24 protein-coding genes and 1 rRNA gene are annotated in these 26,428 nt (G+C 66.3%); 10 read left to right on the top strand and 15 right to left on the bottom strand.

Features of this window, described 5'->3' with window-relative positions; genetic code table 11:
- Position 1 precedes the first annotated feature (1 nt).
- The 6 genes from G3N94_RS22250 to G3N94_RS22225 all read left to right on the top strand — a co-directional run bounded on the left by G3N94_RS22250 (position 2) and on the right by G3N94_RS22225 (position 5,647).
- On the top strand, positions 2 to 901 hold the full coding sequence (locus G3N94_RS22250; protein WP_205794721.1) for an efflux RND transporter periplasmic adaptor subunit: 900 nt from the start codon (positions 2 to 4) through the stop codon (positions 899 to 901).
- Positions 895 to 2,307 (top strand): TolC family protein, encoded by a 1,413-nt coding sequence (locus G3N94_RS22245; protein WP_205794720.1) that lies wholly within the window; start codon positions 895 to 897, stop codon positions 2,305 to 2,307. Before G3N94_RS22250 ends, G3N94_RS22245 begins: the two co-directional genes overlap by 7 nt.
- On the top strand, positions 2,298 to 3,338 hold the full coding sequence (gene cynR / locus G3N94_RS22240; protein WP_205794735.1) for a transcriptional regulator CynR: 1,041 nt from the start codon (positions 2,298 to 2,300) through the stop codon (positions 3,336 to 3,338). Before G3N94_RS22245 ends, cynR begins: the two co-directional genes overlap by 10 nt.
- A 366-nt stretch (positions 3,339 to 3,704) precedes the next feature.
- Positions 3,705 to 4,040 carry a hypothetical protein gene (locus tag G3N94_RS22235; protein ID WP_205794719.1) on the top strand — a complete coding sequence of 112 codons (336 nt, stop codon included), beginning with the start codon at positions 3,705 to 3,707 and terminating at the stop codon, positions 4,038 to 4,040.
- A gap of 93 nt (positions 4,041 to 4,133) precedes the next feature.
- Positions 4,134 to 5,099 carry a LysR substrate-binding domain-containing protein gene (locus G3N94_RS22230; protein ID WP_346778724.1) on the top strand — a complete coding sequence of 322 codons (966 nt, stop codon included), beginning with the start codon at positions 4,134 to 4,136 and terminating at the stop codon, positions 5,097 to 5,099.
- A gap of 224 nt (positions 5,100 to 5,323) precedes the next feature.
- Entirely contained in the window at positions 5,324 to 5,647 is a 324-nt protein-coding gene (locus G3N94_RS22225; RefSeq protein WP_205794718.1) for a DUF4148 domain-containing protein, read from the top strand.
- 181 nt (positions 5,648 to 5,828) lie between these two features.
- Here the strand turns inward: G3N94_RS22225 and G3N94_RS22220 are convergent, their stop codons facing one another.
- The 13 genes from G3N94_RS22220 to G3N94_RS22160 all read right to left on the bottom strand — a co-directional run bounded on the left by G3N94_RS22220 (position 5,829) and on the right by G3N94_RS22160 (position 22,217).
- On the bottom strand, positions 5,829 to 7,016 hold the full coding sequence (locus tag G3N94_RS22220) for an adenylate/guanylate cyclase domain-containing protein (RefSeq protein WP_205794717.1): 1,188 nt from the start codon (positions 7,014 to 7,016) through the stop codon (positions 5,829 to 5,831).
- A gap of 40 nt (positions 7,017 to 7,056) precedes the next feature.
- Positions 7,057 to 8,649, bottom strand: a complete 1,593-nt coding sequence (locus G3N94_RS22215) for a PAS domain-containing hybrid sensor histidine kinase/response regulator (protein ID WP_205794733.1) — start codon at positions 8,647 to 8,649, stop codon at positions 7,057 to 7,059.
- A gap of 185 nt (positions 8,650 to 8,834) precedes the next feature.
- A complete protein-coding gene (locus tag G3N94_RS22210) occupies positions 8,835 to 9,734 on the bottom strand; it encodes a LysR family transcriptional regulator (RefSeq protein WP_205794716.1) in 900 nt (299 codons plus the stop codon).
- A gap of 85 nt (positions 9,735 to 9,819) precedes the next feature.
- Positions 9,820 to 11,082 carry an acyl-CoA dehydrogenase family protein gene (locus tag G3N94_RS22205; protein WP_205794715.1) on the bottom strand — a complete coding sequence of 421 codons (1,263 nt, stop codon included), beginning with the start codon at positions 11,080 to 11,082 and terminating at the stop codon, positions 9,820 to 9,822.
- Positions 11,083 to 11,118: 36 nt separating this feature from the next.
- Positions 11,119 to 11,877: a glucose 1-dehydrogenase gene (locus G3N94_RS22200; protein ID WP_205794714.1), complete on the bottom strand. Its 759-nt coding sequence runs from the start codon at positions 11,875 to 11,877 to the stop codon at positions 11,119 to 11,121.
- 7 nt (positions 11,878 to 11,884) lie between these two features.
- Positions 11,885 to 12,649 (bottom strand): SDR family oxidoreductase, encoded by a 765-nt coding sequence (locus G3N94_RS22195; RefSeq protein ID WP_205794713.1) that lies wholly within the window; start codon positions 12,647 to 12,649, stop codon positions 11,885 to 11,887.
- Between the two features lie 63 nt (positions 12,650 to 12,712).
- Positions 12,713 to 13,744 (bottom strand): phosphotransferase, encoded by a 1,032-nt coding sequence (locus G3N94_RS22190; protein WP_205794712.1) that lies wholly within the window; start codon positions 13,742 to 13,744, stop codon positions 12,713 to 12,715.
- A gap of 39 nt (positions 13,745 to 13,783) precedes the next feature.
- Positions 13,784 to 14,458: a histidine phosphatase family protein gene (locus tag G3N94_RS22185; protein WP_205794711.1), complete on the bottom strand. Its 675-nt coding sequence runs from the start codon at positions 14,456 to 14,458 to the stop codon at positions 13,784 to 13,786.
- Between the two features lie 130 nt (positions 14,459 to 14,588).
- Entirely contained in the window at positions 14,589 to 15,653 is a 1,065-nt protein-coding gene (locus G3N94_RS22180) for an ATP-binding protein (RefSeq protein ID WP_346778723.1), read from the bottom strand.
- On the bottom strand, positions 15,650 to 16,339 hold the full coding sequence (locus G3N94_RS22175; RefSeq protein WP_205794709.1) for a response regulator: 690 nt from the start codon (positions 16,337 to 16,339) through the stop codon (positions 15,650 to 15,652). Before G3N94_RS22175 ends, G3N94_RS22180 begins: the two co-directional genes overlap by 4 nt.
- A 109-nt stretch (positions 16,340 to 16,448) precedes the next feature.
- Positions 16,449 to 17,891, bottom strand: a complete 1,443-nt coding sequence (locus tag G3N94_RS22170; protein ID WP_205794708.1) for an efflux transporter outer membrane subunit — start codon at positions 17,889 to 17,891, stop codon at positions 16,449 to 16,451.
- Positions 17,892 to 17,895: 4 nt separating this feature from the next.
- Positions 17,896 to 21,039: a multidrug efflux RND transporter permease subunit gene (locus G3N94_RS22165; RefSeq protein WP_205794707.1), complete on the bottom strand. Its 3,144-nt coding sequence runs from the start codon at positions 21,037 to 21,039 to the stop codon at positions 17,896 to 17,898.
- Between the two features lie 20 nt (positions 21,040 to 21,059).
- Positions 21,060 to 22,217, bottom strand: coding sequence for an efflux RND transporter periplasmic adaptor subunit (locus G3N94_RS22160; protein WP_205794706.1), 1,158 nt, complete (start codon positions 22,215 to 22,217; stop codon positions 21,060 to 21,062).
- A 144-nt stretch (positions 22,218 to 22,361) separates the two neighbouring features.
- On the opposite strand from G3N94_RS22160, the gene G3N94_RS22155 reads away from it, so the two are divergent.
- Both G3N94_RS22155 and G3N94_RS22150 read left to right on the top strand, forming a co-directional pair.
- Positions 22,362 to 23,099 carry a response regulator gene (locus G3N94_RS22155; RefSeq protein ID WP_205794705.1) on the top strand — a complete coding sequence of 246 codons (738 nt, stop codon included), beginning with the start codon at positions 22,362 to 22,364 and terminating at the stop codon, positions 23,097 to 23,099.
- Positions 23,096 to 24,223 carry an ATP-binding protein gene (locus G3N94_RS22150; protein WP_205794704.1) on the top strand — a complete coding sequence of 376 codons (1,128 nt, stop codon included), beginning with the start codon at positions 23,096 to 23,098 and terminating at the stop codon, positions 24,221 to 24,223. Before G3N94_RS22155 ends, G3N94_RS22150 begins: the two co-directional genes overlap by 4 nt.
- A 132-nt stretch (positions 24,224 to 24,355) precedes the next feature.
- On the opposite strand, the gene G3N94_RS22145 is transcribed toward G3N94_RS22150, so the two are convergent.
- On the bottom strand, positions 24,356 to 24,904 hold the full coding sequence (locus G3N94_RS22145; protein WP_346778722.1) for a hypothetical protein: 549 nt from the start codon (positions 24,902 to 24,904) through the stop codon (positions 24,356 to 24,358).
- 536 nt (positions 24,905 to 25,440) lie between these two features.
- Between G3N94_RS22145 and G3N94_RS22140 the strand changes: the two genes are divergently transcribed.
- Together G3N94_RS22140 and G3N94_RS22135 are read left to right on the top strand one after the other, a co-directional pair.
- Positions 25,441 to 25,767: a thioredoxin family protein gene (locus tag G3N94_RS22140; protein ID WP_205794703.1), complete on the top strand. Its 327-nt coding sequence runs from the start codon at positions 25,441 to 25,443 to the stop codon at positions 25,765 to 25,767.
- Between the two features lie 22 nt (positions 25,768 to 25,789).
- Positions 25,790 to 26,209: a secondary thiamine-phosphate synthase enzyme YjbQ gene (locus G3N94_RS22135; protein WP_205794702.1), complete on the top strand. Its 420-nt coding sequence runs from the start codon at positions 25,790 to 25,792 to the stop codon at positions 26,207 to 26,209.
- 96 nt (positions 26,210 to 26,305) lie between these two features.
- Here G3N94_RS22135 and rrf read toward each other — a convergent pair.
- A 5S ribosomal RNA gene (rrf, locus tag G3N94_RS22130) occupies positions 26,306 to 26,418 on the bottom strand.
- Between the last annotated feature and the right edge of the window lie 10 nt (positions 26,419 to 26,428).

Genomic DNA, 26,428 nt, shown 5'->3' with positions numbered 1-26,428 from the left:
CATGAAGCGAACCATTCCCCTGTTGCGCACCGCGCTGACGGCCGCGATCCTCGTCGCCATTCTCGGCGCGATCTACGGACTGTGGATCCGCTACCAGATCGAACCGCTCACGCGCGACGGCAAGGTGCGCGCCGACGTCGTGCCGATCGCCCCGGACGTCAGCGGCCTCGTCACCGACGTGCGCGTGCACGACAATCAGAACGTCACGAAAGGGCAGGTGCTGCTGGTGATCGACCCGTCGCGCTACCAGATCGCGCTCGAACAGGCCGATGCGAATCTCGCGAGCCAGCGGGCCGAACTCGACGAAGCGATTCGCGAGGATCGCCGCAATCGCGCGATGCCGGACGTGGTGGCAGCGGAATCGACCGACCAGGGGACGACCCGCGTCGAGAAGCTGCGTGCGGCCGTCGCACAGGCCCGCTCCGCGCGCGAGCTCGCCGCGCTGAATCTCGAACGCACGCTCGTGCGGGCGCCGGTCGACGGCACCGTGACCAACGTCGGCCTGCTGCCCGGCGTCTATCTGAACGCCGGCAAAGGCGCGATGGCGCTCGTGAACGACGCATCGCTGCGTGTCGAAGGCTATTTCGAGGAAACCAAAATGCCGGCCATTCACGTCGGCGATCCCGCGAGCATCTACCTGATGGGTGTCGCGAGCGAAATCCGCGGCCATGTGCAAAGCATCGCCGGTGGTGTCGAAGACCGCGAGCGCGCAGGCGGCGACGCGCAGCTCGCCAACGTGAATCCCGCGTTCACGTGGGTGCGTCTCGCGCAGCGCATCCCGGTGCGCGTCGTCATCGATTCGATTCCGCCGGGCGTGCGGCTCGTGCCGGGGCAAACCGCGTCCGTCGAGATTCACGCGCGCGCCGGCGACGTCACGGTGCGCAGGAGCCTGCCATGGTAAGGCTGCGCAAGACCGTCGCCGCCGCGCTCTGCATCGCGCTCGCCGCCTGCGCGGAGGTCGGACCGGACTACCGGGTTCCGCCGGACGCGCTCGTCAATGCGCGCGCGGCCAACGGCGCGTTCATCGCCGGCGCAGCGGTCGCGACGAACGATCCGCTGCCCGCTCGCTGGTGGCGGCTCTTCAACGATCCGGTACTCGACGGGCTCGTCGAGAAGGCGCTCGCCAGCAACGTCGATCTCCGCGCCGCGCAGGCGAATCTCGAGCGCAGCGACGCGCTGCTCGCGGCCACGCGCACGGCGCGCGAGCCGAGCGTCGCCGCAGACGCGTCGACGAACTACACGCAGCAGTCAGCGGCATCGGTGCTGTCGCACGTCGAACCGCCGCGGCACGAGATCTACAACATCGGCCTCACGATGAGCTACGACCTCGATCTATTCGGCGGGATCCGGCGCGGCATCGAGGCAGCATCCGCCGACCACGAGGCTGTCGTCGCGGCCCGCGATCTCGTGCGCGTCAACGTTGCCGCGGAAGTCACGCGCGCGTATTCGGACCTGTGCAACGCCGGCAACCAGCTCGATGTCGTGCAGCGCTCGATCACGGTGCAGCAGCGGCGCCTCGCGCTCACCCGCCAGTTGATTGCGCACGGCCGCACGCCGCCGTTCGAACAGCGGCGCGAGGAAGGCGGAATCGAGAACAGCCGCGCACAGCTCGCGCCGCTGCAGGCGCGCCGGCTGAACGCGGCGTTCCGCCTTGCTACGCTTGCCGGACAACCGCCCGAAAACTACGACCGTGCACTGCTCGCGTGCCACGCACCGCTCGCGCTGACCCAGCCGATTCCGACCGGCGACGGGCGCGCGCTGCTGAAGCGGCGGCCCGACGTGCGCGCGGCCGAGCGCCGGCTCGCCGCGGCGACCGCGCGGATCGGCGTCGAAACGGCCGCGCTCTACCCGGACATCAAGCTTGGCGCGAGCATCGGCTCGACCGGCGGGGCCGCGGCCTTCTTCACGCCGCTGACGAATCGCTTCGCCGTCGGCCCGATGGTCACGTGGGATCTGCATCGCAGCACGATTCGAGACCGCATCGCGGCCGCGCAGGCGGACAGCCGCGCGAGCCTCGCTCATTTCGACGCGACGGTGCTCACTGCGCTGCGCGAAACCGAGACCTCGCTCGACACCTATGCGGGCGCACTCGACCGGCTGCAACGCCTCGAAGCCTCGCGCGACGCGGCGCGCGCGGTGCTGGACCAGACCGACGCACTCTGGCGCGGCGGCAAGATCGGCGGGCTCGCCGCGCTCGACGCCGAGCGCACCTGGCTCGCCGCCGAGACCGCCGTCGCTGCCGCCCGGCACGATGTGAACGACGATCAGGTCGCGACGTTCCTGGCGCTCGGAGGCGGCTGGCAATGATCGAATCCGACATCGTCATCGCGCGCCCGGCGCATAATGGCGGTCTGCCAGACCCACGCGATCAGCGACTCATCCCGCGCAACATGAAGTTCACGCAACGCAGCCCCCTTCTTCGCAACATCAGCTACCTGCTCGCGATCGACGAGCACCGCAATTTCACGCGGGCCGCCGAGGCGCTTCGCGTGTCGCAGTCGGCGCTGTCGCAGAAAGTCCGCCAACTGGAGGAGGAGCTCGGCGCCCAGCTGTTCGACCGCAGCGGACGCGTAGTCCAGCTGACCGATTTCGGCAGCGTCTATCTCGAATACGTGCGCCGCGCGCACAACGACCTGCTCACCGCGCAACGTGCGCTGCACGACGTGCACGATCTGTCGCGCGGGCAGCTCCGGGTCGGCTTTACGCCGACGTTCACCGAATATCTCGTCGCGCCGGTGATCGAGCAGTTCCACGAGCGCTATCCGGGCATCGTGATCGAGATGACCGAAATGTCGCTCGATGCGGTGGAAACCGCGCTCGGCGACGACCAGGTCGATCTCGCTTTCGGGTTCGTCGACGTGCGCTCCGATGAAATCGAAGCCGAGGCGCTGTTTCCCGAGCGGTTGATGCTCGTGGTCGGCCGTACGCATCCGCTCACCGCGCAGCGCGACCCCGTCACGCCGAACCAGCTCGCCGAGATACCGCTCGCGCTGCTGACGACGAGTTTCGTGTCGCGCTTCTATATCGACAGCTATTTCCAGTCATACGACATGCAGCCCAATGTCGCGCTGCAGGCGAATTCGATCAGTGCGGTGCTGAAGATCGTGAGCCGCGGCAAGATCGCAACGATCCTGCCCGGCACCATCGAATTCGAGCACCGCGACCTGCAATACGTGCCGCTCGATCCGCCGTTCCCCGTGCGGACCGTCGCGCTGCTGCGCCGCAAGGGTGCGTATCGCACCGTCGCGTCGACGGCGTTCGCCGAGACCGTGCGCGAAATGCTCGAGCAAGGCAGCCTGTCGTCGCTGCGCACGCTGACGACGCGCGGCGGTTCGTGACGTTCGGGTTCGTGACGTTCGGGTTCGTCTTCGGGCGGCGGACGTTGCACTGATCGCAGCATCGATTCGACGCCGACCATTAACGTTCGGATTCCGAATATGTTTTATCCAGGATCCGCGTGAGCGATCCGTCGATCAGAACGATCGCAGGACGGAAACGTCAATTCGTTTCATAAATACTTCATCGAATTATCGATTTGCCTTATTGGGAAGATCGGAAATTCGCCTTGGACACCATCGCGGATTTCCTTCATCCTTTGAATATCGATTCCCGGCGAATCGGTCACGCCGAATCACGGCGTTGAAGGCCCCGGCGCGTGTACCGCCGATCCTGAAAAATACGAAACAGTTTAATCGGAATCCTAAATGATAAAGCATCTCATCACGAGCACCGTCATCGCATTCGCTGCATTTTCCGGCGTCGTCGCAAGCGCATCCGCACAACAACAGGCACCTTCCGTCATCCACCAGGAATCGGCACCGACGGCCAGCGGCAGCTCGCACGCCGCCGACGCCGCCACCAATCCGGCCTACACGGCACAACTCGCTGCGCGCTCGAACGACGCCGGCAATGGCGGCCGCGCCGCCACCGCGACGAAAGCAGTCGTCCCGGCCATCAACGCACCGGCCGGTCACGATGCCACCCCGGAATCGCAATGCGTCGGTCCGGTGAGCTTCTGCAATCCCTATTTCGGCAGCTGATGCCGCTCGTGACGTCCCGCGGTTCCTCGACGTGAACGGCCTGCGGGAAGCAGGCTCCGCGTCCTTCAACGCCTTCTCCTTCCAAGAGCCATCGTGAATCATCTGTTCAGTGCGATGCGGGTCTTTCTCAAGGTTGCAGACACGCATCATTTTTCCCATGCGGCCAATCAGCTGAATCTTTCGCCGTCGCTGGTGACGCGCTATGTCGGCGATCTCGAGTCGCATCTGGGTGTCAAGCTGCTGCAGCGCTCAACGCGCAAGACTGTCCTGACCGAAATCGGCATCCGCTATGCGGACGGGTGCCGCGCGCTGCTGCTGGATCTCGCCGAGATCGAATCGCGCGCGACGCAGCAATCGAGCAAGATTGCCGGCGACCTGAACGTCGTCGTGCTCGACAGCCTGATGTCGCCGGAACTTGCGGGCCTGTTCGCCGAGTACCAGTCGCGTCACCCGGATGTGTCGCTGCACCTTACGCTGACCGAATCGGAAGTCGACCTGCTCGGCGGCGGATTCGACGTCGGCATCGTCGCGGACACGATGATCACGTCGATCTCCGTCGTGTCGCGCACGCTCGTCCATACGCAGCTCGTCGCTGTCGCATCGCCCGCCTATCTGCTGAAAGCGCCGGTGCCACGGCGGCCGGTCGAACTCGTCGACCATCGAGTCGTCAGTCTTGCCGCCAGTGCGAGGACCTATCGATGGGCGGGCTCGAACGGCACGATCGACAACGTGCAGATCGACGCGCCGATCACGGTGAACAGCGCGCTGATGCAGCGGCAACTCGTGCTGGCGGGCTGCGGCGTCGCGCTGCTGCCTGAATATGTGGTCGCGAACGACCTGCGGATCGGCACGCTGAGCCGCCTGCTCGGTGACTATCGCATCGTGAACGATGGCGTCGCGGTGTCGCTCGTGTACCCGGGCCGCGAGTTCCTGCCCGGCAAGGTCCGCGCTTTCGTCGACCTGGCCGCCGCCCGCTTCAGGCTGCCGCTGATCTCCGCGCCACGTGCGTTCGGCGCGTTCGATGCGAGCATCGCCGTCGCAGCGGAGGCGGACGCCTGACGCTTCGAATGACTGACGGATGTCGGCACGCATCGGGCACGCTCGCGCATCACGCTCGCCGCGTCCCGATCACCGCCGTCGCCATTCCATCCAATGTCGTACTTTCTGGAAAAGTGCTCACCACGAATCGGGATTTATTCAGTATCGCTGACTGATTAGACTTGACTCATCGGTTCAGGAAATCCCGCTCATACCGAACCGCAACGAACACTCGTGAGGGAATCATGAAATCCATCGTCGTCACCATCGCCACCGTCTCCGCTGCCGCCGCCGTTCTGCTTGCCACGCCGGCCGTCTCGTTCGCGCAGTCGTCGAACTCGACCGTCACGCGCGCGCAAGTGCGCCAGGAACTGCTCGATCTCGAATCCGTCGGCTACAACACGTCGTCCGGCGACGGCGGCAACTATCCGGAAGACATCCTCGCCGCGCAGGATCGCCTCACCGCCAAGCGCCTTGCCGATTCCCGACGCGCCGAAGCCGCGTATGGCCCGGCCGGCGCGCCCGGTACGCATTCGGGCGCACCCGCGGTTGCCGCGGTGAAGCCGTAAAGCCCGCACACTGCTACGCACCACGCCCATAGCGGCCGCTGCGGGCATGTCACGACGCGCGCATACGGGCAGGCTACGTCGATACGGAAACGGACATGCGTGCGTTCGATGCGCGGTCGACGTATCGACGTATCGACCTGCGGCCCGCGATCGTTCTCCGGCGCATCGGAACCGCCCCGCTTCAGGTTTGCGCCCCACCGTTTCTCCCGACCACGAACCACGTGCGGAATTCGCCGATGCCCTTCGCCGCGATCATCCCGCGCTCCTCGAACACGAACGTGTCGCCGAGCCTCGCGCGCGTCGCCTCCGTCACCTGCACGCGCCCGGCCACGCCCTGCGATTCCATCCGGCTCGCGAGGTTCACGGCCATCCCCCACAGGTCGTAGATGAACTTGCGCTTGCCGATCACGCCGGCCACGACCTCGCCGCTGTTGATGCCGATCCGCAGCTGCAGCTTGCAGTGCCGCAGCGCATTGAAGCGCGCCAGCGCGTCGATCATGTCGAGCGCCATGTGCGCGGCCCGCATCGCGTGGTCTTCGGCCGGGACGGGCAGGCCCGCGGCCGCCATGTACGCGTCGCCGATCGTCTTGATCTTCTCGAGGCCGCGGTGGTCGGCAATGATGTCGAAGCCGGTGAAGATCTCGTTGAGCATCTCAACGAGCTGCTCCGGGCGCATGCCGGCCGAGAAACCGGTGAAGTCGACGATATCCGCGAACAGCACCGACACCTCCGGGAAGCGGTCCGCAATCACTTCCGGGAAACTCCCGGCGATGTCGTCGAGGTGCGCCTTCAGCCGCTCGGCGATCGGATAGGGCAGCATGTTGAGCAGCAGCCGCTCCGACACCTTCTGCTCGGCGACGACCTTCGCATACAGGCTCTGCAATTCGTCGCTCTGGCGGCGGATCAGCGCGTGGCTCGCCTCCACTTCGCGCACCTTCTGTTCGAGCGCATGACCGTAGCTGCGCAGCTCCCGATGCAGCAGGCGTACCTCCAGCATGTTGTGAACCCGCATCAGCACTTCGGCCAGATCGAACGGCTTGCTGATGAAGTCCTTCGCACCGGCCTGCAGTGCGCGCAGTTTATGCGCCGGCTGCGCGGTGATCACGATGACCGGGAGATAGCTGTCCGCCTCGAGCGCCTTCAGGTTCTCCATCACCTGAAAGCCGTCGATGCCGGGCATCTGGAGATCGAGCAGGATCAGGTCGTAGCGGTTCACGCGGTGAAGCTCGTACACCGCGGACGCATCCGTCGTCGACGCGACACGCGCGTAGCCGGCCCGGTGCAGCAACTGCTCGAGCAGCAGCACATTGGCTTCGAGATCGTCGACGACCAGGATGCTCGCGTCGAGGATCGCGCTGGAATCGATCATGGTTCGCTACCCTGGGGCGTAACGGGCGACTGGACGCGCGCTAGTGTTTCCCTTCCGTGCCCGCGATCGCTTCGGCAAGCGCATCCATGAACGCGTCGATCCGGATCGGCTTCGTCAGATAGCGAAAGAAGCCCGCCTTCAGGCCTTTCTCGATGTCGCGCGGCATCGCGTTTGCACTGAGCGCGACGACGGGAATGCCCGACGTCGCGGGGTTCCTGCGCAGGATGTCCAGCGCTTCGATGCCGCTGATGTCCGGCAGATTGATATCCATCACGATCACCTGCGGCAGCGCGCTGCGCGCGAGCTCGACACCGCTTTGTCCCGTCGCGGCGCTGAGCATGCGCAAATCCGCGCGCCTCGCGACCAGCTGCTCGACCAGTTTCAGGTTGGCCGGGTTGTCCTCGACATAGAGCACGGTATGCACGGGCGCCTCGACAGCATCGTGTTGCGTCATGTCGTCGCCTGACGTGTCGGATTGTGTGCCGGCCGGCGCCGCCATCTCCGGAGGTGGCGCCGAATCGAGTTCGATCCGGAACACGCTCCCTTGCCCGACGGTGCTCTCGACGCCGATCGCGCCGCCCATCAGCTCCGTCAGCCGCTTCGCGACCACGAGACCGATGCCCGTGCCCTCTTCGGCGCCGGCTTCCTGCCCGAGGCGGTTGAACGGCTGGAACAGCTGGTTCAGCTGGCCCGGCGACAGGCCCGCACCGGTATCGCGGACGCTGACGCGAACCCGCTGCGCAACGGACGTGTCGTAATCGACGTCGACCGTGCCCGACGCGCGGTTGTACTTGATCGCGTTCGACAGCAGATTGATCAGCACCTGCTTGATGCGGGTCCGGTCGGCGCGGACATGGCAAAGCGGATCGACACGCGGGAAGTTCACGCGAATCCCGCGCTGCTCCGCCTGCGGCCCGATCATCGCCGCACACTCCTGAAGGATGTCGCGCAGCGATACCGGCTCCGGCGACATCGATACGTGCCCGGATTCGATCTTCGCGAGATCGAGCACTTCGTTGATCAACGCGAGCAGGTGCCACCCCGCGTGCAGGATCTGATCGAGGCTCGCCTGCTGCGACGGCGTCGGCGGCGGCGTCTCGGACGCCAGCAGCTGAGCAAAGCCGAGGATCGCATTGAGCGGGCTGCGCAGTTCGTGGCTCATCCCGGAAAGAAACTCGGACTTCGCGCGATTCGCGCGCTCCGCCGCAGCCTGCGCCTGCTTCTGGTCCTCGATGTCGGTCTCGGTGCCGAACCACTTGATGATCTTGCCGGTGCGATCCCGGTACGGCAGCCCACGACAGAGGAACCAGCGATACGCGCCGTCGGATGCGCTCCTCAAGCGATATTCGATTTCAAACTCGTCGCCGCTCTCGATCGAGTGCGCCCAACGTTCGGCAGCGCGCTGCCGATCGTCCGGATGAAGAAAGAGCTCCCAGTTCTGCGCGCGAGCCTGCTCGAGCGTGAGTCCGCCAAACTCGAGCCCGCGGCGGTTCACGTAGTCGAGCGAGCCGTCCGGCCCGGCCGTCCACATGATATGGGGGATCGCATCCGCGAGCGACCTGAAGCCCCACTCCCCTTCGATCGCTTCGACGTTGCGACGAGACAATCGCGCTGATGGACGGGCATGACGCATTCGCATGATCTTTTCCCCGGAACGGGCACGGACGCATCTTCAGTTTAGTCATACGCGAACCGATCGGGAGGGCGCCGGCAAAGAACGCGGCGCGCAGCGCCGCCGCCGGGATTCGACACTTTTTTACCGACGCGCAGGCTGGCCCGGCCGCCCCGCCGTGATGCGCGCGTTCGCCCGCGTCGGCGTCAGTCGGCCATATCGCGCATCAGCTGCATCAGCTGCTCGCGCAACCACTGATTGGCCTGGTCCCGCTCGGCGCTGCGATGCCAGAAGCAGCAGTATTCGAGATCGGGCACCTCGAACGGCAGCTCGAGAATGCGCGCCGGATAGCGCCTGAGCAGCCTGAGCGGCCCTGTCAGCGCGAGATCGCCGCGCATCGCGATCAGCGGCGCCACCATGTAGTGCTGGACGCGCATCTGGATGGTGCGGCGATGCCCGAGGCGCGCCAGTTCCGTGTCGACGTGGCCGCTGCCCTTGCGGCGGCTCGACACGTGGATGTGGCCCATCGCGAGATAGTCGTCCATCGACAGCACATCGCCTTTGAACGGATGATCGTGACGGATCATGCACGCGTAACGATCGCGGACCGCCGGCGCCTGCTGCAGCGACGAATCGCCGAGCGGCGGCGCGTCGATTGCGATATCGACGGAACCGTTCGCGAGCGCCGTCGACACCTCGCCACGATCCATGTAGTAACTGCGCACGTGCATGCCAGGCGCATGCCGTTGCAGCAGCTCGCCGAGCGCCGGCAGCACCAGCGCCTCGGTCAGGTCGCTCATGCTCAGCCGGAACACGCGCGTGGACGACGCGGGATCGAACACGTCGCCTTCGTGCGCGCTGGAGTCGAGCAGCTGCAGCGCCTCGCGCACGCGGCCGATGATGTTCTCGGCCATCGGCGTCGGCACCATCCCGGCCGGCGTGCTGACGAACAGCGGATCGTTCAGGGTCTTGCGCAGGCGCGCGAGCGCGTTGCTGACGGCCGGCTGCGTGATGCTCAGCACCTCGGCCGCGCGCGTCAGGTTGCGCTTGACGTAGATCGCCTCGAATACGACAAACAGGTTCAGGTCCAGCTTCGATAAACGCATCGCGTCGCCTCCTCGCCCGCATCTTAAGGCGAGAGCCGCGCTTGCGTCCATGCCGGGCCGCCGGCCCGGCGGGCCCTCCACGGCGCTACGCGCCACGCGTGACCGGCATGTCGGCCACATCGCCCAGACGATGCAGGTGCTTCGCGAGTTCGAGCTTGGCGATCGCCGCGCGGTGCACCTCGTCCGGGCCATCGGCAAAGCGCAGCGTGCGCTGGTTCGCGTACGCGAACGCCAGCGGAAAGTCGTTCGACACGCCGGCGGCGCCGTGCGCCTGGATCGCCCAGTCGATGATCTGGCCTGCGATGTTCGGCGCCACCACCTTGATCATCGCGATCTCGGCCTTCGCAACCTTGTTGCCGACGGTGTCCATCATGTACGCGGCCTTCAGCGTCAGCAGGCGCGCCTGCTCGATCATGCAGCGCGCTTCGGCGATGCGCTCGTGCCACACGCTGTGCTGCGCGAGCGGCTTGCCGAACGCGACGCGCGAGCTCAGCCGCTTGCACATCAGTTCCAGCGCACGCTCGGCGATGCCGATGCTGCGCATACAGTGGTGGATGCGGCCCGGCCCGAGGCGGCCTTGTGCGATCTCGAAGCCGCGGCCTTCGCCCAGCAGGATGTTCGACACGGGCACGCGTACGTCCTTCAGGTCGATTTCCATGTGGCCGTGCGGCGCGTCGTCGTAGCCGAATACCGGCAGGTGGCGCAGCACGGTGATGCCCGGCGTGTCGGCCGGCACCACGATCATCGACTGCTGCTCGTGGCGGCCTGCGTCCGGATCGGTCTTGCCCATCACGATGTAGACCGCGCAGCGCGGGTCGCCGGCGCCCGACGACCACCATTTGCGGCCGTTGATCACGTATTCGTCGCCCTGCCGCTCGATCCGGCATTCGATGTTGGTCGCGTCCGACGACGCGACGGCCGGCTCGGTCATCAGGAACGCCGAGCGAATCTCGCCGCGCAGCAGCGGCTCGAGCCAGCGGTCCTTCAGCGCCTCGGACGCATAGCGCTCGAGCGTCTCCATGTTGCCGGTGTCCGGCGCGGAGCAGTTGAACACTTCCGCGGCCCAGGGCACGCGGCCCATGATCTCGCAGAGCGGCGCGTATTCCAGGTTCGACAGGCCTTCCGGCGCGCGCGACGAGCGCGGCAGGAACAGGTTCCACAGGCCCGCTTCGCGCGCCAGCGGCTTCAGTTCCTCGATCACCTTGGTCGGCACCCACGCATTGCCCGCGCGGCGGTTCGCCGTCACCTCTTCTTCGTACCGATGCTCGTTCGGGTAGATGTGCCGATCGAAGAACGCCAGCAGGCGCGCTTGCATTTCCTTGACTTTGGGCGAGTATTCGAAATTCATGTTCGTGCTCCTGAATTGAGGACGCAACAGCAGTTCTCAGAGGGCCGACACGCCGCCGTCGACGGCAACGGCCTGGCCGGTCATATACGCGTTTTCCTGCGCGCACAGCATCAGCATCGTCGCGACCACTTCCTCCGGCCGGCCGAGGCGCTTCATCGGCGAACCCTGCGCGAGAAAGTCCTGCCGGTCGGCGATGTCGCTGTCGGTCACCATCGGCGTCGCGCTGTAGAACGGGCAGATCGCGTTCACGCGAATCCCGCGGCGCGCGTACTCGACGGCCGCCGTCTTCGTGAGCCCGACGACCGCGTGCTTCGATGCCGCATAGGCGGCCAGCTTCGGCGCGCCGCCGAGGCCGGCCATCGACGCGACGTTCAGGATCACGCCGCTGCCCTGCGCGAGCATCTGGCGGATCTGGTGCTTCATCCCGAAGAACACGCCCTTCGTGTTGACCGCGAAGTTCAGGTCGAGGTCGGCTTCGTCGGTGTCGATCAGCGCCTTCATCGGCGGCGCGATGCCCGCGTTGTTCACGCCGATGTCGAGCCGGTCGAAATTCGCGACGGCCGCGCTCACGAGCGACGCGACGTCGGCCTCCCGGCTCACGTCACAGCGCAGCGCGATCACGTCGGCGCCAGCTGCGCGCAACGGCTCGGCCACACGCTCGAGCCCTTCGGTATTCAGATCGCCGAGCACGAGCCGCGCGCGCATCGCGGCGAGTTCGCTCGCCAGCAGTGCGCCGAACCCGCTCGCCGCGCCGGTGATCATCACCACCTGGCCTGCGTAGCTGTCGATGTTCATCGCGGGCTCAGATCGTCAGGCCGCCGTCGACGACGATGCACTCGCCGTTCGTATAGCTCGATGCATCCGACACGAGATACAGCACCGTGCCGGCCATTTCGCGCGGCTCCGCGTGGCGGCGCAGCGGGATCTTCGCCTTCCAGGTTTCGTAGATCGCGTCGTCCGCGAACAGCGCGCCCGCGAACTTGGTCTTCGTAAGGCCCGGCAACAGCGCATTCACGCGAATGCCGAGCGGCCCGCATTCCTTCGCGAACGCGCGCGTCATGTTGACGACCGCGGCCTTCGTGATCGAATAGATGCCCTGCCGGTCGCCCGGCTGCAGCGCGTTCACCGATGCGGTGTTGACGATCACGCCGCCGCCCTGCGTCCGCATCAGCTTGCCCGCTTCGACCGACATGAAGAAATAGCCGCGGATGTTCACTTCGACGGTCTTGTCGTATGCGGCGAGATCGGTGTCGAGGATGTGGCCGAAGTACGGATTCGCGGCCGCGTTGTTCACGAGGATGTCGAGGCGCCCGTGCTTCGCGCGGATCTGCTCGAACGCGGCGGCGATGTCCTCCATCCGGCCCACGTGGCACGCGAGCGCCTCGGCCTTGCCGCCCGCCGCGACGATCTCGTCGGCCACCGCGCGGCAGTCGTCGATCTTGCGGCTCGACACGATCACATGCGCACCCTGCTCCGCGAGCAGCTTCGCGATTTCCTCGCCGATCCCGCGGCTCGCGCCGGTCACGAGTGCAATCTTCCCGGTCAGATCGAACAGATTCGTTGCCATGTTGTTTCGCTCCTCCATATGTAGGTGTGTGCGGCTTGTACCGCGCGTACTGCTTCGGATTGCTCAGCGATGCGCATCGATCACGCGCACGGCCTCTTCGGCGAGGCGGCCGGCCATTTCACCGACGCGCAGCGCCGCCGTGTTCGACGCATTGCCCTGCAGCGCGCGCGCCTTCACGCCCTGCGCGATCGCGGCGAGCCGGAAGAAGCTGAACGCGAGATAGAAATGCCAGTCGCGGATCGGTTCGATCCCGCGCAGCTCGCAATAGCGCGCGACGATCTGCGCTTCGTCCGGCACGCCGAGCGCGCCGCGATCCTGGCCCGCGAGCCCCGGGATATGGCCGTCGGCCGGCAGCCGCAGGCACATGCAGAAATACGCGAGATCGGCGAGCGGATTGCCGAGCGTCGACAGCTCCCAGTCGAGCACGGCCTTCACGCGATAGCTGTCGCGCTCGAACATCAGGTTGTCGAGCCGGAAGTCGCCGTGCACGAGCGCCGGCCGCCCTGCGTCGGCCGGACACGCGTTCGGCAGCCAGGCGATCAGCGTTTCCATCGCGTCGAGCCGCCCGGTTTCCGCCGCGCGATACTGCTTCGTCCACACGCCGATCTGCCGCTCGAAATAGTTGCCGGGCCGGCCGTAGTCGGCGAGACCGACCGCGTCGACGTCGACATCGTGCAGCGCGGCCATCGTCTGCAGCACCGCGTCGAAGCAGACCGCGCGGTCCGCCTGCGGCAGCTCCGGCAGTGCGGGATTCCAGAAGATCCGGCCGTCCTCGAAGCTCATCACGTAGAACATGCTGCCGATCACGTCGCGGTCTTCGCACAGGTGATACGGATGCGCGACCGGAACGGCGGTGCCCGACAACGCGGTCAGGACCCGGAACTCGCGGTCGACCGCGTGCGCGGATTTCAGCAGCTCGCCCGGCGGCTGCCGCCTCAGCACGTAGCGGCCGCTCTTTGCGTGCAGCAGGAAGGTCGGGTTCGACTGGCCGCCGGCAAACTTCTCCGCGTCGACCGGCCCCTCGAAACCGGGCACGTGGTCTTCCAGATAGCGCGTCAGCTTGTCGACATCGAGATGTTGGGGTGTGTTCGTCATCGTTCCGGTCGTTCCGTGTGCTGGGTTTCGTGCCGTGACTCAGCCGTAGGTCCTGAATACGTGCCGCTCCGGATCCTCGAGGTGCGGGATGCCGTTGAACGACGCGAGATGGAACGCATCGGCGTTGAAGAAGTACTGCGAGATGCTGCTGTTGCGGATCTGCAGGTTCAGCGCGATCGCGCTCGATTCGGGCGCTCCAAGCACCTGCTGCAGCGTGACCGCGATCGGGCCGCCCGAGCTCACCGCGAGCACGCGCTGCGCGCCGCCTTGCCGGATTGCCGCGCGCGCGTCGGCGACGCGCTGCTGGAACTGCGCCCAGGTCTCGGGCACGGCGCCGCCCAGGCGGTCTTCCGACCAGAGATGCAACACCTGCTTGAGCGCGCGGAAGTGCTCCTTCATCGTGCCGGCCGCGAGCCGCGCGATCTCCGGATACGCGTCGGCCGCGGCCGCGAACAGCCCTTCGAAGTCGTATTCGTTCAGGCCCGGATGCCGGTCGTAGCTGACGCCGTCCCGGCCCATCCCGCGCAGGATCGCGTCGACCGTCTGTGCATGCCGGTTCAGCGTGCCGCAGATCACGCGGTCGAACGTGAGATCCTGTCGCGCGAAGTATTCGCCGAGCCAGACGCTCTGCTGTTCGCCGGGCGCGGAGAGCCGGTCGTAGTTCTCCGTGCCGAACGAGGCCTGTCCGTGCCGTACCAGAGAGAGTTCAGCCATCGCGTGTTCACCAGGTCAGATTGGCCCAGCTTAGCGAGCGCGCGCTCATTTTTGAAATTTATTTTCTGAATCGGCGAGTATTCATGCCGTGAATCATTGGCGGTGCAGCCAGCGACCGCCAACGCGGGCATCAACGCGGGATTTCCAGCTCGAAGATCGAGCCGCCTGCGCGCGACGTGCAATACCGCACCTGGCCGTGGTGCGCGTGCGCGATCGCGCGGACGACGGACAGGCCAAGGCCGGAGCCGCCGAATTGACGGGAGCGCGACACGTCCGCGCGCGTAAAGGGATCGAACGCATGACGGGCGAATTCGGGGCTGAGGCCGGGGCCTTCGTCCTCCACACGCAGCACGACGCTCGAAGCCACGACCGCCAGCTCGATATGCAGCTTGCCGGGCACCGCATAGCGACGCGCGTTGTCGAGCAGCGCGAGCAGCGCCTGGCGGATACGCGTGCCGTCGCATTGCAGCACGATCGCGGGGGTCGCCAGCTCGACGGAAAAGCCGGCTTCATGCAGCGCGTCGCCGACCGAATCGACCGCGCTCTGGACTTCGAGCGCGATATCGGTCGGCTGGATATTCATCTCCAGCCGGCCGATGTCCTGCAACGTGACGATGTGCAGGTCGTCGACGAGCCGCGACAGGCCTTCGACCTGATTCAGCAGACCGCGAAACAACGCCGTGTCCGGCGCGAACACCCCGTCTTTCAGGCCCTGCAGCCGGCCTCTGAGGATCGTCAGCGGGGTTCGCAGCTCATGAACGATCGCCGCATTCCACGCGGTCATGTCGGACGCCATGCCCTGCAGGCGTACGGCCATCGCGTTGAAGTCGTCGACCAGCAGCGCCGTTTCGCCCAGCGAGCGGTCGCCGGGCGTCGCCCTGGCGGCCAGGTCGCCCGCGGCGATGCGACGGGCGCCCTCCGCCAGCGAGTTGAGCGGCGTGAGAATCCGCCGGGCCAGCCGCGTCGCGACGATGACGGCGGCAAGCAGCCCCGTCATCAGCAGCATCGCGAAGATCAGGTAATCGGACCCATGCGGGATCAGCAGATCCACCGCGCTGCCCCGCGCCGGCGGCGACAGGGTGAACAGCAACCCGTAGATGATGAACGAACCGACCAGGACGATCAGCGTCGTCGTGACCGAAACGAGTCCCATCGACAGCACGATCTGTCGGCTCAGCCGGTTGCGCGTGCTCACTGGAATCCCTGAAGCCGATAACCCACGCCGCGCATGACCTCCGGCATCCCGGGCGCGCCCGCACATTCGAGTTTCTTGCGCAGCCGGCTGACGTGGCTGTCGACCGTTCGCTCCATCGCGCCACTGCCGGCCAGGCACGCATCGACCAGTTCGCTGCGCGTGAATACGCGGCTCGGCGATCTTGCCATGTACGCCAGAAGCCGGAATTCGGTCAGCGTCAGCGTAACCTGCGCCTCCCCGGATTCGTTGCGCACCCGCGCGAGGTAGCTTTCGGTATCGATCTCGAGGTTGCCGACCCGGATCACGCCGTCGGCAACGGCCCCGGCGGTACGCCGCAAGACCGCGCGGATCCGGACGACCACCTCGACCGGATTGAACGGCTTCGCAATGTAGTCGTCCGCGCCGATGCGCAACCCCTGCAGCCGGTCGATGTCCTGGTCGAGCGCGGTGATGATCACGACGGGCGTATTGCCGCGCCGGCGCAGCTCGATCAGCACGTCCCAGCCGCTCTTCTGCGGCATCTTGATGTCGAGCAGGACCAGGTCGGGCTTCAGCAGCGGCTGCACGTCGAGTGCGGCCTGTCCGTTGTCGACGCGGTAAGTGCGAAAGCCCTCGCGAGTCAGATACGCGTCGAGTATTTCTGCAATTTCCGGCTCGTCTTCAGCAATCAGTATCAGCGAATTCATGGTGTTGACTGGAGTTGGGCGTCATCATTCGGGATGCCGGTGATGACCGGGCAGCATCCGGTGTCCGTCCGCTTGCCCGTTCCCGAATGACGACGCCACGTTGCGTTGCTCAGTTGCTGGCCACGCCGTTGGCGGGCGCCACGTCCGTATCCGTCAGGCCGCCGCCCAGCGCCTTGTAGAGCGCGATCGCGTTGCTCAATTCGGCACTCCGAAGATCCAGCAAGGCCTGCCGCGCCGCATAAAGTTGCCGCTGCGAATCGAGCAGCTCCAGCCGATCCTCGATGCCGGCGCGATAGCGCAGGTTGGACAGGTCGGTGCGGCGCTGTGCGCTGGTGACCACCCGGGTTTGCGCGTCGATCTGGCGACCGAAGGTCTCGCTGCCGGCCAGACCGTCCGCCACCTCGCGGAACGCGGTCTGGATCGACCGCTCGTATTCGGCAACGGCGCTGGACTTGCGCACCTCGGCGAGCCGCAGCTCGGAGCGCAGCCTGCCGCCCTGGAAGATCGGCAGCGTGACCTGCGGCGCGAACGCCCACGTGCGATGGTCGCCGTCGAACAGGCCGCTCAGCCCCGGGCTGATGAAGCCCAGCGACGTGGTCAGCGACAGCCGCGGAAAGAACGCGGCGCGCGCCGCGCCGATGTCGGCATTGGCGGCTACCAGGTTCTGCTCGGCCTGCAGGATGTCCGGCCGGCGGTACAGCAGCTCGGACGGCAGGCCGGCCGGCAGCCGGGTGATGACGGGCTGCCGATCGAGCGGCACGGCTTCGGGAAGATCCGCGGGCAGCTCGGTGCCGACCAGCAGCCGCAGCGCATTGCGCGCCTGCGACACGGCGCGCGAGCGCGCTTCCACATCCGCGGTCGCGCTCGCGACCTGGCCTTCGGCCTGCGCGATGTCGATGCCGCTTGCCTGATGGGCGTCCTTCAGCCGGCGCGCGAGATCGAGCGTCTGCTGCCAGTCGGCCAGCGTGCGCTCGGACAGCGCGCGCTGCTCCTGCGCGAGGCGCTCGGCGAAGTACGCATTCGCGACCGCGCCGACGAGCGAGATCTGCACGGCCCGGCGGCCATGATCGGTCGCCAGGTAGCGCGCGAACGCAGCGTCCGACAGCGACTTCACGCGCCCGAACAGATCGATCTCGAACGCGCTGATCCCGACGTTCACGCCGACCTGCTTCTGTATCGACTCGGGCACCGGCGGGTTCAGGTCGGCATTGGCCGGCGTGCGCTGGCGCGTGAAGCTGCCCGTCGCATCGACGGACGGCAGCCGCGCGGACCGCTGGATCCCGTACTGCGCCTCCGCCGCGTCGACGTTCAGCGCGGCGACGCGCAGGTCGCGGTTGTTTTCGAGCGCGAGCTCGATCAGGCGCTGCAGGCGACGGTCGCCGAACATCGTGCGCCAGCCCAGATCGGCCGCGTTCGCGTGCGTATCGGCCTGGCCGTCGGCCGTCGTCGTGTAGGCCGTCGGCACCGGCAGCTCCGGTTTGACCAGCCTGGGTGCCATCGAGCAGGCCGACAGGGCCAGCGCAACGGCGAGGGGAAGAACTAGCATTCGCATGACATTAACCTTCCGTTTCTTGACTCACGGCGACGACTTTCCTGCGGAACACCCGCCATGCGCCGACGCGCTCGTGGAAGCCCAGCACGAACACGAAGAACACCGGCACGAAGAAGATCGCCAGCACCGTCGCGGTCACCATCCCGCCGAACACACCGGTGCCGATCGCGTGCTGCGTTTCGGCGCTCGCGCCCACCGCGATCATCAGCGGCACCACGCCTAGGCCGAACGCCAGCGACGTCATCAGGATCGGGCGCAGGCGCAGGCGCGATGCTTCGATGGCCGCCTCGACGAGCCCCTTGCCTTCCTCGCGCAACTGCTTCGCGAATTCGACGATCAGGATCGCGTTCTTCGCGGACAGGCCGATCACGGTGATCATCCCGACCTTGAAGTACACGTCGTTGGGCAGCCCGCGCAGCATCACCGCGCCGAGTGCGCCGACCAGGCCCAGCGGCACGACCAGCATCACCGACAGCGGAATCGACCAGCTCTCGTAGAGCGCGGCCAGCACCAGGAACACCACGACCATCGACAGCGCCATCAGCATCGGCGCCTGCGACGCGGACTCGCGCTCCTGCAGCGACTGACCGGTCCACGCGACCGAGAAGCCCGGCGGCAGCTGCTTGGCCAGACGCTCCATCTCGTCCATCGCCGCGCCGCTCGAGAAGCCGGGCGCTGCGCTGCCCGAGATGCGCGCGGACGGGTAACCCTGATAGCGCACCATCTGCAGCGGGGTATCGGCCCAGACCGGCCGGACCACTTCGGACAGTGGCACCATGCCGCCGCTCACGTTGCGCACGTAGAGCTTCATCACGTTGTCGATCTGCATCCGCGCCGGCGCATCGGCCTGGATGATCACCTGCTGCATGCGCCCCGCATTCGGGAAGTCGTTGACGTAGGTCGACCCCATCGCCGCGGACAGCGTGTCGCTGATGCTCGTGAACGACACGCCGAGCGCCTCGGCCTTCTGCCGGTCGATGTCCAGGCGGATGCTGGCGCCGGCCGGCAGGTTGTCCGGATAGACGCCGGTCAGGACTTTGCTTTGCGCCGCGAGCTCGAGCAGCTTCGCCTCGGCCGCCTTGAGCGCCGCATGGCCCAGGTTCGCGCGGTCCTGCAGACGCATCGAGAAGCCCGAGCTGTTGCCCAGTTCATCGATCGCCGGCGGCAACAGGCTCATCACCGCACCTTCGGTGACGCCTGCCATCGCTTGCTGGGCCAGCATCCCTTCGCTCATCGCCGTCGCACCGTTGCGGTGCTTCCAGTCCTTGAGCACCGCCCAGTTCAATGCAGCGTTCGGACCGGAACCGGAGAAGCCATAGCCAACGATCGAAATGCTCGACTCGATCCCGGGACGCGATTCGAGATGGCGCTCGAGCTGCTTGACCACGTCGCGCGTGCGCCCGGCCGTCGAATCGGAAGGAAGCAGGAAGCTGGTGATGAAAAAGCCCTGGTCCTCGTCCGGCAGGAACGCCGACGGCAGCGCCCGGAAGCCGAACACCATCGCGCAGCAGATCGCGACGAACAGCAGCATCACCCGCCCCGTGCGGCCGACCAGCCGGCCGACGCGCGTCGCATACCACTGCGTCAGGCGGTCGAAGCGGCGGTTGAACCAGCCGAAGAAGCCGCGCTTCTCATGGTGCCCGTGCGCGATCGGCTTGAGCATCGTCGCGCACAACGCGGGCGTCAGCGTCAGCGCGAGGAGCGCCGAGAACAGGATCGACACCGCCATCGACATCGTGAACTGCTGATAGATCACGCCGACCGAGCCGCTGGACATCGCCATCGGCAGGAACACGGCGGTCAGCACCAGCGTGACGCCGATGATCGCGCCGGTGATTTCCTTCATGGCCTTGATCGTCGCGTCCTTCGGCGACAGCCCCTCCTCCGCCATCAGGCGCTCGACGTTCTCCACCACGACGATCGCGTCGTCGACGATGATGCCGATCGCAAGCACCATGCCGAACATGGTCAGCACGTTGATCGAGAAGCCCGAGACCAGCATGATCGTGAAGGTGCCGAGCATCGCGATAGGAGCTACGATCGCCGGGATCAGCGTGTACCGCACGTTCTGCAGGAACAGGAACATCACCAGGAACACCAGCACCATCGCCTCGAACAGCGTATCGAGGACCTTCTCGATCGAGATCTCGACGAACGGCGCGGTATCGAACGGAATCGAGTAGCTCATGCCCGACGGCATCGCCTTGCCCAGTTCCTCCAGCCGCGCCCGCACGGCCTCCGCGGTCTTGACGGCATTGCCGCCCGGCGCAAGCTGCACGCCGGCGACGGCGACAGGCTTGCCTTTCTCGCGGTTGACGAAGTTGTAGGACTGCGAGCCGAGTTCGACCCGCGCGACGTCGCCCAACACGACCTTCGAGCCGTTGGCGTTGGCGCGCAGCACGATCGCGGCAAACTCTTCCGGCGTCGTAAGCTGGCCCTGCACGGTCAGCGGCACGGTCACCCGCTGCCCCGATACGGCCGGCGACGCGCCGACGCTGCCCGGCGCGATCTGCACGTTCTGCTGGCTGATCGCGGTCGTCAGGTCGCTCATCGACAGGCCGTAGGTGATCAGCTTGGACGGATCGACCCAGATGCGCATCGCCCGTTCAGACCCGAACATCTGCACGCGGCCCACGCCATTGATACGGCGCAGCTCCTCGACGACGTTGCGCACCATGTAGTCGCCGAGCGCGCCTTCGTCGAAGCGGCCGCTGTCGGACTTGAGCGAGACGAACAGCAGGAAGCCGGACGACGCCGACTCCACGATCACGCCGTTCTGCCGCACGACCGCGGGCAAGCGCGGCTCGACGGCCTTCAGCTTGTTCTGCACGTCGACCTGCGCGAGCGCCGGCACCGTGCCGGGCTTGAACGTGACGGTAATCTGCGCCATGCCGGTCGTGTCGGCCGACGACTCGTAGTAGAGCAGGTTCTTGACGCCGGACAGCTCGCGCTCGATGAGGCTCAGCACCCCGTCGCTCATGGTTTGCGGCGTGGCGCCCGGATACGTCGCGTAGATGGTGACGGTCGGCGGCGCGACCGACGGGTAGCGTGCGATCGGCAACTGCGGGATCGCGATCACGCCCATCAGGATGATGAACAACGCGATCACCCACGCAAAGACCGGGCGCCGGATGAAGAATTGAGACATGACTTGAGGCTCCCCGTGACTCAGCGCGCGGCCGTGGTGGCCGCGGAATCAGGCGACTTCCAGTCGCTCGCGGCAACCGCGGCGCCATCGGTCAGACGCTCCATCCCTTCCACCACGACCTTCTGGCCGGCCTGCAGCCCCGAACGGACCAGATAGCGGCGGTTCGTCAGCTCGCCCAGCTCGATCGGCTTGATATGCGCGTGGTTCTTCGCGTCGAGCACCCATACCTGCGGCTTGCCCTCGGCGCGCACCACCGCCTGCTGCGGGACCGTCAGCGCGCTCGCGTAGTTCGCGCGCGGAATGCGGGCTCGCACGTACATGCCCGGCAGCAGCAGCCGCTTCGAGTTGTCGACCAGCACGCGCACCAGCACGTCGCCGGTGCCCGCATCGACGTTCACGCCGGAAAACAGCATCCGGCCTTTCACGTCGTAAGGCGTGCCGTCGTCGCGCAGCACCTCGACCGGCAGGCCGGCACTGGCATTCCCGTCGTGGGACGCCAGCGTGTCGCGCAGGTGCTGCAGCGACGACGCCGGCTGGCGCACGTCGACATAGACCTGGTCGATCTGCTGGATGCGCGCCATCGGCACGGCGTCGGTACTGCTGACGAGCGCGCCTTCGGTCACGAGCGCCTGGTCGATGCGGCCGGTGATCGGTGCCTCCACCGTGGCGAACTTCAGGTCGAGCTGCCGGCGCGCCAGCGTCGCGCGCGCCTGCGCGACGTCGGCCGCGGCCTGGTCGCGCTGCGACACGGAATCGTCATAGACCTGGCGGCTGATCGCGTCCACTTCGACCAGCGGCTTGAGTCGCGCCGTCTGCACCCTGGCACGCTCGAGCGCCGCGTCGGCGCGCTGAAGCGCGGCGGCGGCAGTGTCCATGTCGGCCTTGAACGGCGCCGGGTTGATCTGGAACAGCGCCTCGCCCGCGCGCACCTCGGTGCCCTGCTCGAACAGGCGGCGCAGCACGATGCCGCTGACCTGCGGCCGGATTTCGGCGATCCGCACCGCCGAGATCCGGCCCGGCAGGTCCTCGGTCACCTTCAGCGGAGCCGGCGTCAGCGTCATCGCGGCGACCGGGGTAGCAGGCGGGGCGACCGGCTTCTCGGATTGCCCGCAGCCTGTCAGCAACGCGGCCACCAGCGCGTAGACACCGCCGTAGCGGGCGATTTGTTCGTTCTTCATATGGACTCCATGGGATGCAGGCAGCCAACTGCCGGCTATGACAGGGCGCAGTTTGCGTGGGGTCAATGGCGTTTCTTCTGCGGTACGATGGAGGTTCGATGGAGACATCCGATGAAAGTGAAGTAACGCGTCAAAATCACCGCCATGCCCGATACCGCCCGATTGTCCGGCGCCGCTCAAGGCGCGCAGGCCCTGGTCCTCATTGCCGAGGACGAACCCGAAATCGCCGAGATTCTCGTCGCCTACCTGACGCGCAGCGGCCTGCGCACCGTGCATGCCGCCGACGGCCGCAAGGCGCTGGAGCTGCACCTGTCCGTCAAGCCCGACCTCGTGCTGCTGGATGTGCAGATGCCTCAAGTCGACGGCTGGAAAGTGCTGACCGAGATCCGTCATCGCGGCAATACGCCCGTCATCATGCTGACCGCGCTGGACCAGGACATCGACAAGCTGACGGGCTTGCGCATCGGCGCGGACGACTACGTGGTCAAGCCGTTCAATCCGGCGGAAGTCGTCGCGCGCACGCTGGCGGTGCTGCGCCGGTCGATGTCCGGTTCAGGCCAGGCCGAGCAGCGCGTGTTGCGCGCCGCGCCGTTCCAGATCGACCTCGACAACCACGAGGCCACGGTGGAAGTCGGCGACCAACGGCATACGCTGGCGCTGACGCTGACCGAGTTCAAGCTGCTCGCGCAGCTCGCACGCGCGCCGAAGCGGGTGTTCAGCCGCGGCGAGCTGATGGCCACCTGCCTGCCGGAAGGCGATGCGCTGGAGCGCACGGTGGACAGTCACGTCAGCAAGCTGCGCAAGAAGCTGGAGGATCTCGGCGTCACGGGCGTTCCGGTCGGCGTGCGTGGCGTCGGCTACAAGCTCTGGAGCGGTGAATGAAGCTGGCGGGGTTGAGCCGCCAGATTGCGCTGTCGATGGCGGTGATGGCGATCGGCGTGACACTGCTGGTCGTGATGACCAGCTACGCGTTCTATTACCTGGTGTTCCGCTACTGGCCCGAGCAATGCAGTCAGTTGGGCTGGATTCCGACGCGTGCGGAGGGGGCATGGCTGGGCTCCACCATTTTCGTCGGCTTGACGCTTGCCATTTTCGTGGCGATCAAGCTTTCCCACCGTATCCTCGTGCCGCTCAACTCCGTCGCGCAGAGCATCCGCCGCGTCGCCCATGGCGATCTCGATGCACGGGCGGTTGCCGGCGACCGTTCGCTGCGCGAAGCGGCGCTGCTCGCCGACGACTTCAACGCACTGGCGGCCCAGTTGCAGCGCGTGACCGCCGAGCAAACGTTCTGGAACGCCGCGATCGCCCATGAACTGCGCACGCCGGTCACCGTGCTGCGCGGGCGCTTGCAGGGGCTGGCCGAGGGCGTGTTTCCGCCCGACGAATCCCAGTTCCGCAGCCTGCTGACCCAGGTCGAAGGCCTTGCGCGGCTGATCGAGGATCTGCGTGTGATCAGCCTCGCGGACAGCGGCCATCTGGACCTCGATGTCCGGGAGACCGATCTGGCCGCCGATGTCCGGGCCGTCGTCGACGTGTTCGGCGATTCGCTCCTGGCAGCGGGCCAGCACGCCGTCCTCGATCTGGACGAGCAATGCATGCGCTGCGATCCGGTCCGGATCCGGCAAGCGCTGCTGGCCTTGCTGGACAATGCCCGCCGGCACGCGGTGCCCGGTTCGATACGCATTCGGACATGCGTCGGGCAGGGAAGCTGCCGTTTGTCTGTCGAGGACGACGGGCCGGGCATTCCCGCCGACCTCGCGCCGCATATCTTCGAGGCCTTCAGGCGTGCAGACGACTCGCGCTCTGGTGGTAGCAGCGGCGGGAGCGGCCTCGGGCTGGCCGTCGTGGCGGCCATTGCCCATGCGCACGACGGGCAAGCCACCTGCCATCGGACGGACGGTGGCGGGACGCTGTTCGAGTTGCGCTGGCCCGACGATCTTGCGCCGACACGCAAACGCGACCGTCGTCGCGCGGCGTCCGGTTCGCCTCTCGTTGCACGCGACTGACCGGTTCGCGGCGTGCTTCGGAAGCGCGCTGTGTATCATCGGCCGGCGGCAACGTGACCGTCCGCCGGTCGGGTCGGTTCAGCGACTTACCGTCGGCCGGTCGGGTCAATCCAATCGGCATTCCTTCGGCATTCAATCTGCCGCTTGATCGCCTACGGTCCGTTGCCCGTGCCCGATCCGGTCGATCGGCGGATCGAATCCGACGGTCGTGTATTCCATCACCGACACGTTCGATCGCCCTCCCGGCCCCTCGAGAACGACGGCCCGGACGCCGCCCTTCCTGTCGAACTTCAGCGCCGTTCCGACGGATTCGTTTCGTAATGCTTCAAATTCTTCGATTCTTGCGACTGCAAGCTTGCGCACCACCCCGGAGATATAGACGGGGAGAAAGACCAATGCAATGAACATCGAGAACGCGTCCTTCAGCACGCTGTGCAGCAGCGGCTGGCCATTCAGCGCCAGCGACACGGAGGTCGCATTGAGAAAGATCGCGAGCACGGTCGCACCCGCGCCGATCGACGAAAATCGCTCGGCAGCCTGCTTCGTGCGTGCCTTGATCACGGCTCTTCCGGCGCCGGGCGAAACGAGATACTCGCGCTTTGCACCGAGGAACCCGGCTACCCCCAGAAAAATCGACATCGAGCAACTGATGACGACGGCACTGACGACCATGTCGAACATCAGACACGTGAATTCGAAGACGAATATGCCGGCCAGCGGAACCAGCAACAGCCGAAAATCGAAGCCGTTCCGTCCGTGACCCTGGATCCACCGCCTCACCAACGCGCTTCGCCAGAATCGGCTGTCTCCGTGACGCGCAGTCTCTTTTATATTCGTCAACATTTCACCTGTGCGAACCTGTGCCCGCACCCATCTTTTTACTCATGCGTATCGTGGCTCGGGGATCGTCGAAAACGAGCCATAAGGCCCCGCCGTCTGTCAGGCCGATTGTGCAGCCAGTCCGACGGCGCGTGTCACGTCGACATCATCCGGATCCGGTTTGGCGCGATATTCGCGCGGACGCGTGCATCCATCATGCACATATTGTGAAGATTCGATGGAGACGGTTGGACTTCCGCATGCCACCGATGTTCGTCCGAGCGAACCGACGCTCGTCGATTCGATGGGGCACGACGCGCTTTTCCGCTACAGTAAAGCCACGGGCCTCGAGCAAGGCCACAACGTAGTGGTTCTTCTGCAAAGCACATGGGGTCACGTTGAATATGCGACAAACCTACACCGCCGACGCACCCACACGCGCGGAAGTCGACGCGCTCGCCGGTGCGACCGTCATCGAGTTCGGCGCCAACTGGTGCGGCATCTGCATGGGTGCGCAACCCGCAATTCGCGACTCGTTCCTCGCGCACACCGCTATCCGGCACCTGAAAATCGAAGACGGCCCCGGCCGGCCGCTCGGTCGCTCATTCAAGATCAAACTCTGGCCGACGCTCGTCTTCCTGCGCGACGGCGTCGAGGTCGCACGCGTCGTCCGCCCCACCAGCTCCGGACAGATCGAGACCGACGGCTTCGCTGCACTGGCATAAGCAGATGCGAGACCTGACGACCATGCAACAGTCCATTCAACGCATCATCGTCGAAGCGCGCGGGCGCGGCCTCGTGGAATTTACGCCGCAGGTGCGCGCGTTCGTCGAGCAGCAGTCGATCCGCACGGGCCTGCTCACCGTGTTCTGCCGGCACACATCCGCTTCGCTGTTGATCCAGGAGAATGCAGATCCGTCGGTGCGTCGCGACCTCGAGCATTACTTCGACACGCTCGCGCCCGAAGACAGCTCGCGCTACGAGCACGACACCGAAGGCCCCGACGACATGCCTGCGCATCTGCGCACGGCGCTCACGCAAGTGCAGTTGTCGATTCCTGTCGAACATGGGCGCATGGTGCTCGGCACCTGGCAGGGCATTTATCTGTTTGAGCATCGCCGTGCCGCGCATCGACGCGAAATCGTGCTTCATCTGATCGGCGAGTGAGCGCGCGTCGTACGCGCGCCATTCTGGCCCCACGCATTTCCGCCGCGCCAATGCAAAAACCCCCGCCTTTTGGGCGGGGGTTTCTGGCTTGAGGGAGCCTGACGATTACCTACTTTCACACGGGAATCCGCACTATCATCGGCGTAGAGTCGTTTCACGGTCCTGTTCGGGATGGGAAGGGGTGGGACCGACTCGCTATGGTCATCAGGCAAAAGGGGT

This window comes from Burkholderia sp. Ac-20353 (genome assembly GCF_017104785.1).
Taxonomy (GTDB): Bacteria; Pseudomonadota; Gammaproteobacteria; order Burkholderiales; family Burkholderiaceae; genus Burkholderia.
Note: the sequence above shows the minus strand (reverse complement) of the source record. Positions and strands in the feature narration are given on the sequence as shown.

Bases quoted from the DNA above. Each gene is read 5' to 3' on its own strand.
- G3N94_RS22250 (WP_205794721.1), top strand. From the start codon at position 2: ATGAAGCGAACCATTCCCCTGTTGCGCACCGCGCTGACGGCCGCGATC.
- G3N94_RS22245 (WP_205794720.1), top strand. From the start codon at position 895: ATGGTAAGGCTGCGCAAGACCGTCGCCGCCGCGCTCTGCATCGCGCTC.
- G3N94_RS22235 (WP_205794719.1), top strand. From the start codon at position 3,705: ATGATAAAGCATCTCATCACGAGCACCGTCATCGCATTCGCTGCATTT.
- G3N94_RS22225 (WP_205794718.1), top strand. From the start codon at position 5,324: ATGAAATCCATCGTCGTCACCATCGCCACCGTCTCCGCTGCCGCCGCC.
- G3N94_RS22220 (WP_205794717.1), bottom strand. From the start codon at position 7,016: ATGATCGATTCCAGCGCGATCCTCGACGCGAGCATCCTGGTCGTCGAC.
- G3N94_RS22215 (WP_205794733.1), bottom strand. From the start codon at position 8,649: ATGCGTCATGCCCGTCCATCAGCGCGATTGTCTCGTCGCAACGTCGAA.
- G3N94_RS22210 (WP_205794716.1), bottom strand. From the start codon at position 9,734: ATGCGTTTATCGAAGCTGGACCTGAACCTGTTTGTCGTATTCGAGGCG.
- G3N94_RS22205 (WP_205794715.1), bottom strand. From the start codon at position 11,082: ATGAATTTCGAATACTCGCCCAAAGTCAAGGAAATGCAAGCGCGCCTG.
- G3N94_RS22200 (WP_205794714.1), bottom strand. From the start codon at position 11,877: ATGAACATCGACAGCTACGCAGGCCAGGTGGTGATGATCACCGGCGCG.
- G3N94_RS22195 (WP_205794713.1), bottom strand. From the start codon at position 12,649: ATGGCAACGAATCTGTTCGATCTGACCGGGAAGATTGCACTCGTGACC.
- G3N94_RS22190 (WP_205794712.1), bottom strand. From the start codon at position 13,744: ATGACGAACACACCCCAACATCTCGATGTCGACAAGCTGACGCGCTAT.
- G3N94_RS22185 (WP_205794711.1), bottom strand. From the start codon at position 14,458: ATGGCTGAACTCTCTCTGGTACGGCACGGACAGGCCTCGTTCGGCACG.
- G3N94_RS22175 (WP_205794709.1), bottom strand. From the start codon at position 16,339: ATGAATTCGCTGATACTGATTGCTGAAGACGAGCCGGAAATTGCAGAA.
- G3N94_RS22170 (WP_205794708.1), bottom strand. From the start codon at position 17,891: ATGCGAATGCTAGTTCTTCCCCTCGCCGTTGCGCTGGCCCTGTCGGCC.
- G3N94_RS22165 (WP_205794707.1), bottom strand. From the start codon at position 21,039: ATGTCTCAATTCTTCATCCGGCGCCCGGTCTTTGCGTGGGTGATCGCG.
- G3N94_RS22160 (WP_205794706.1), bottom strand. From the start codon at position 22,217: ATGAAGAACGAACAAATCGCCCGCTACGGCGGTGTCTACGCGCTGGTG.
- G3N94_RS22155 (WP_205794705.1), top strand. From the start codon at position 22,362: ATGCCCGATACCGCCCGATTGTCCGGCGCCGCTCAAGGCGCGCAGGCC.
- G3N94_RS22150 (WP_205794704.1), top strand. From the start codon at position 23,096: ATGAAGCTGGCGGGGTTGAGCCGCCAGATTGCGCTGTCGATGGCGGTG.
- G3N94_RS22145 (WP_346778722.1), bottom strand. From the start codon at position 24,904: ATGTTCGACATGGTCGTCAGTGCCGTCGTCATCAGTTGCTCGATGTCG.
- G3N94_RS22135 (WP_205794702.1), top strand. From the start codon at position 25,790: ATGCAACAGTCCATTCAACGCATCATCGTCGAAGCGCGCGGGCGCGGC.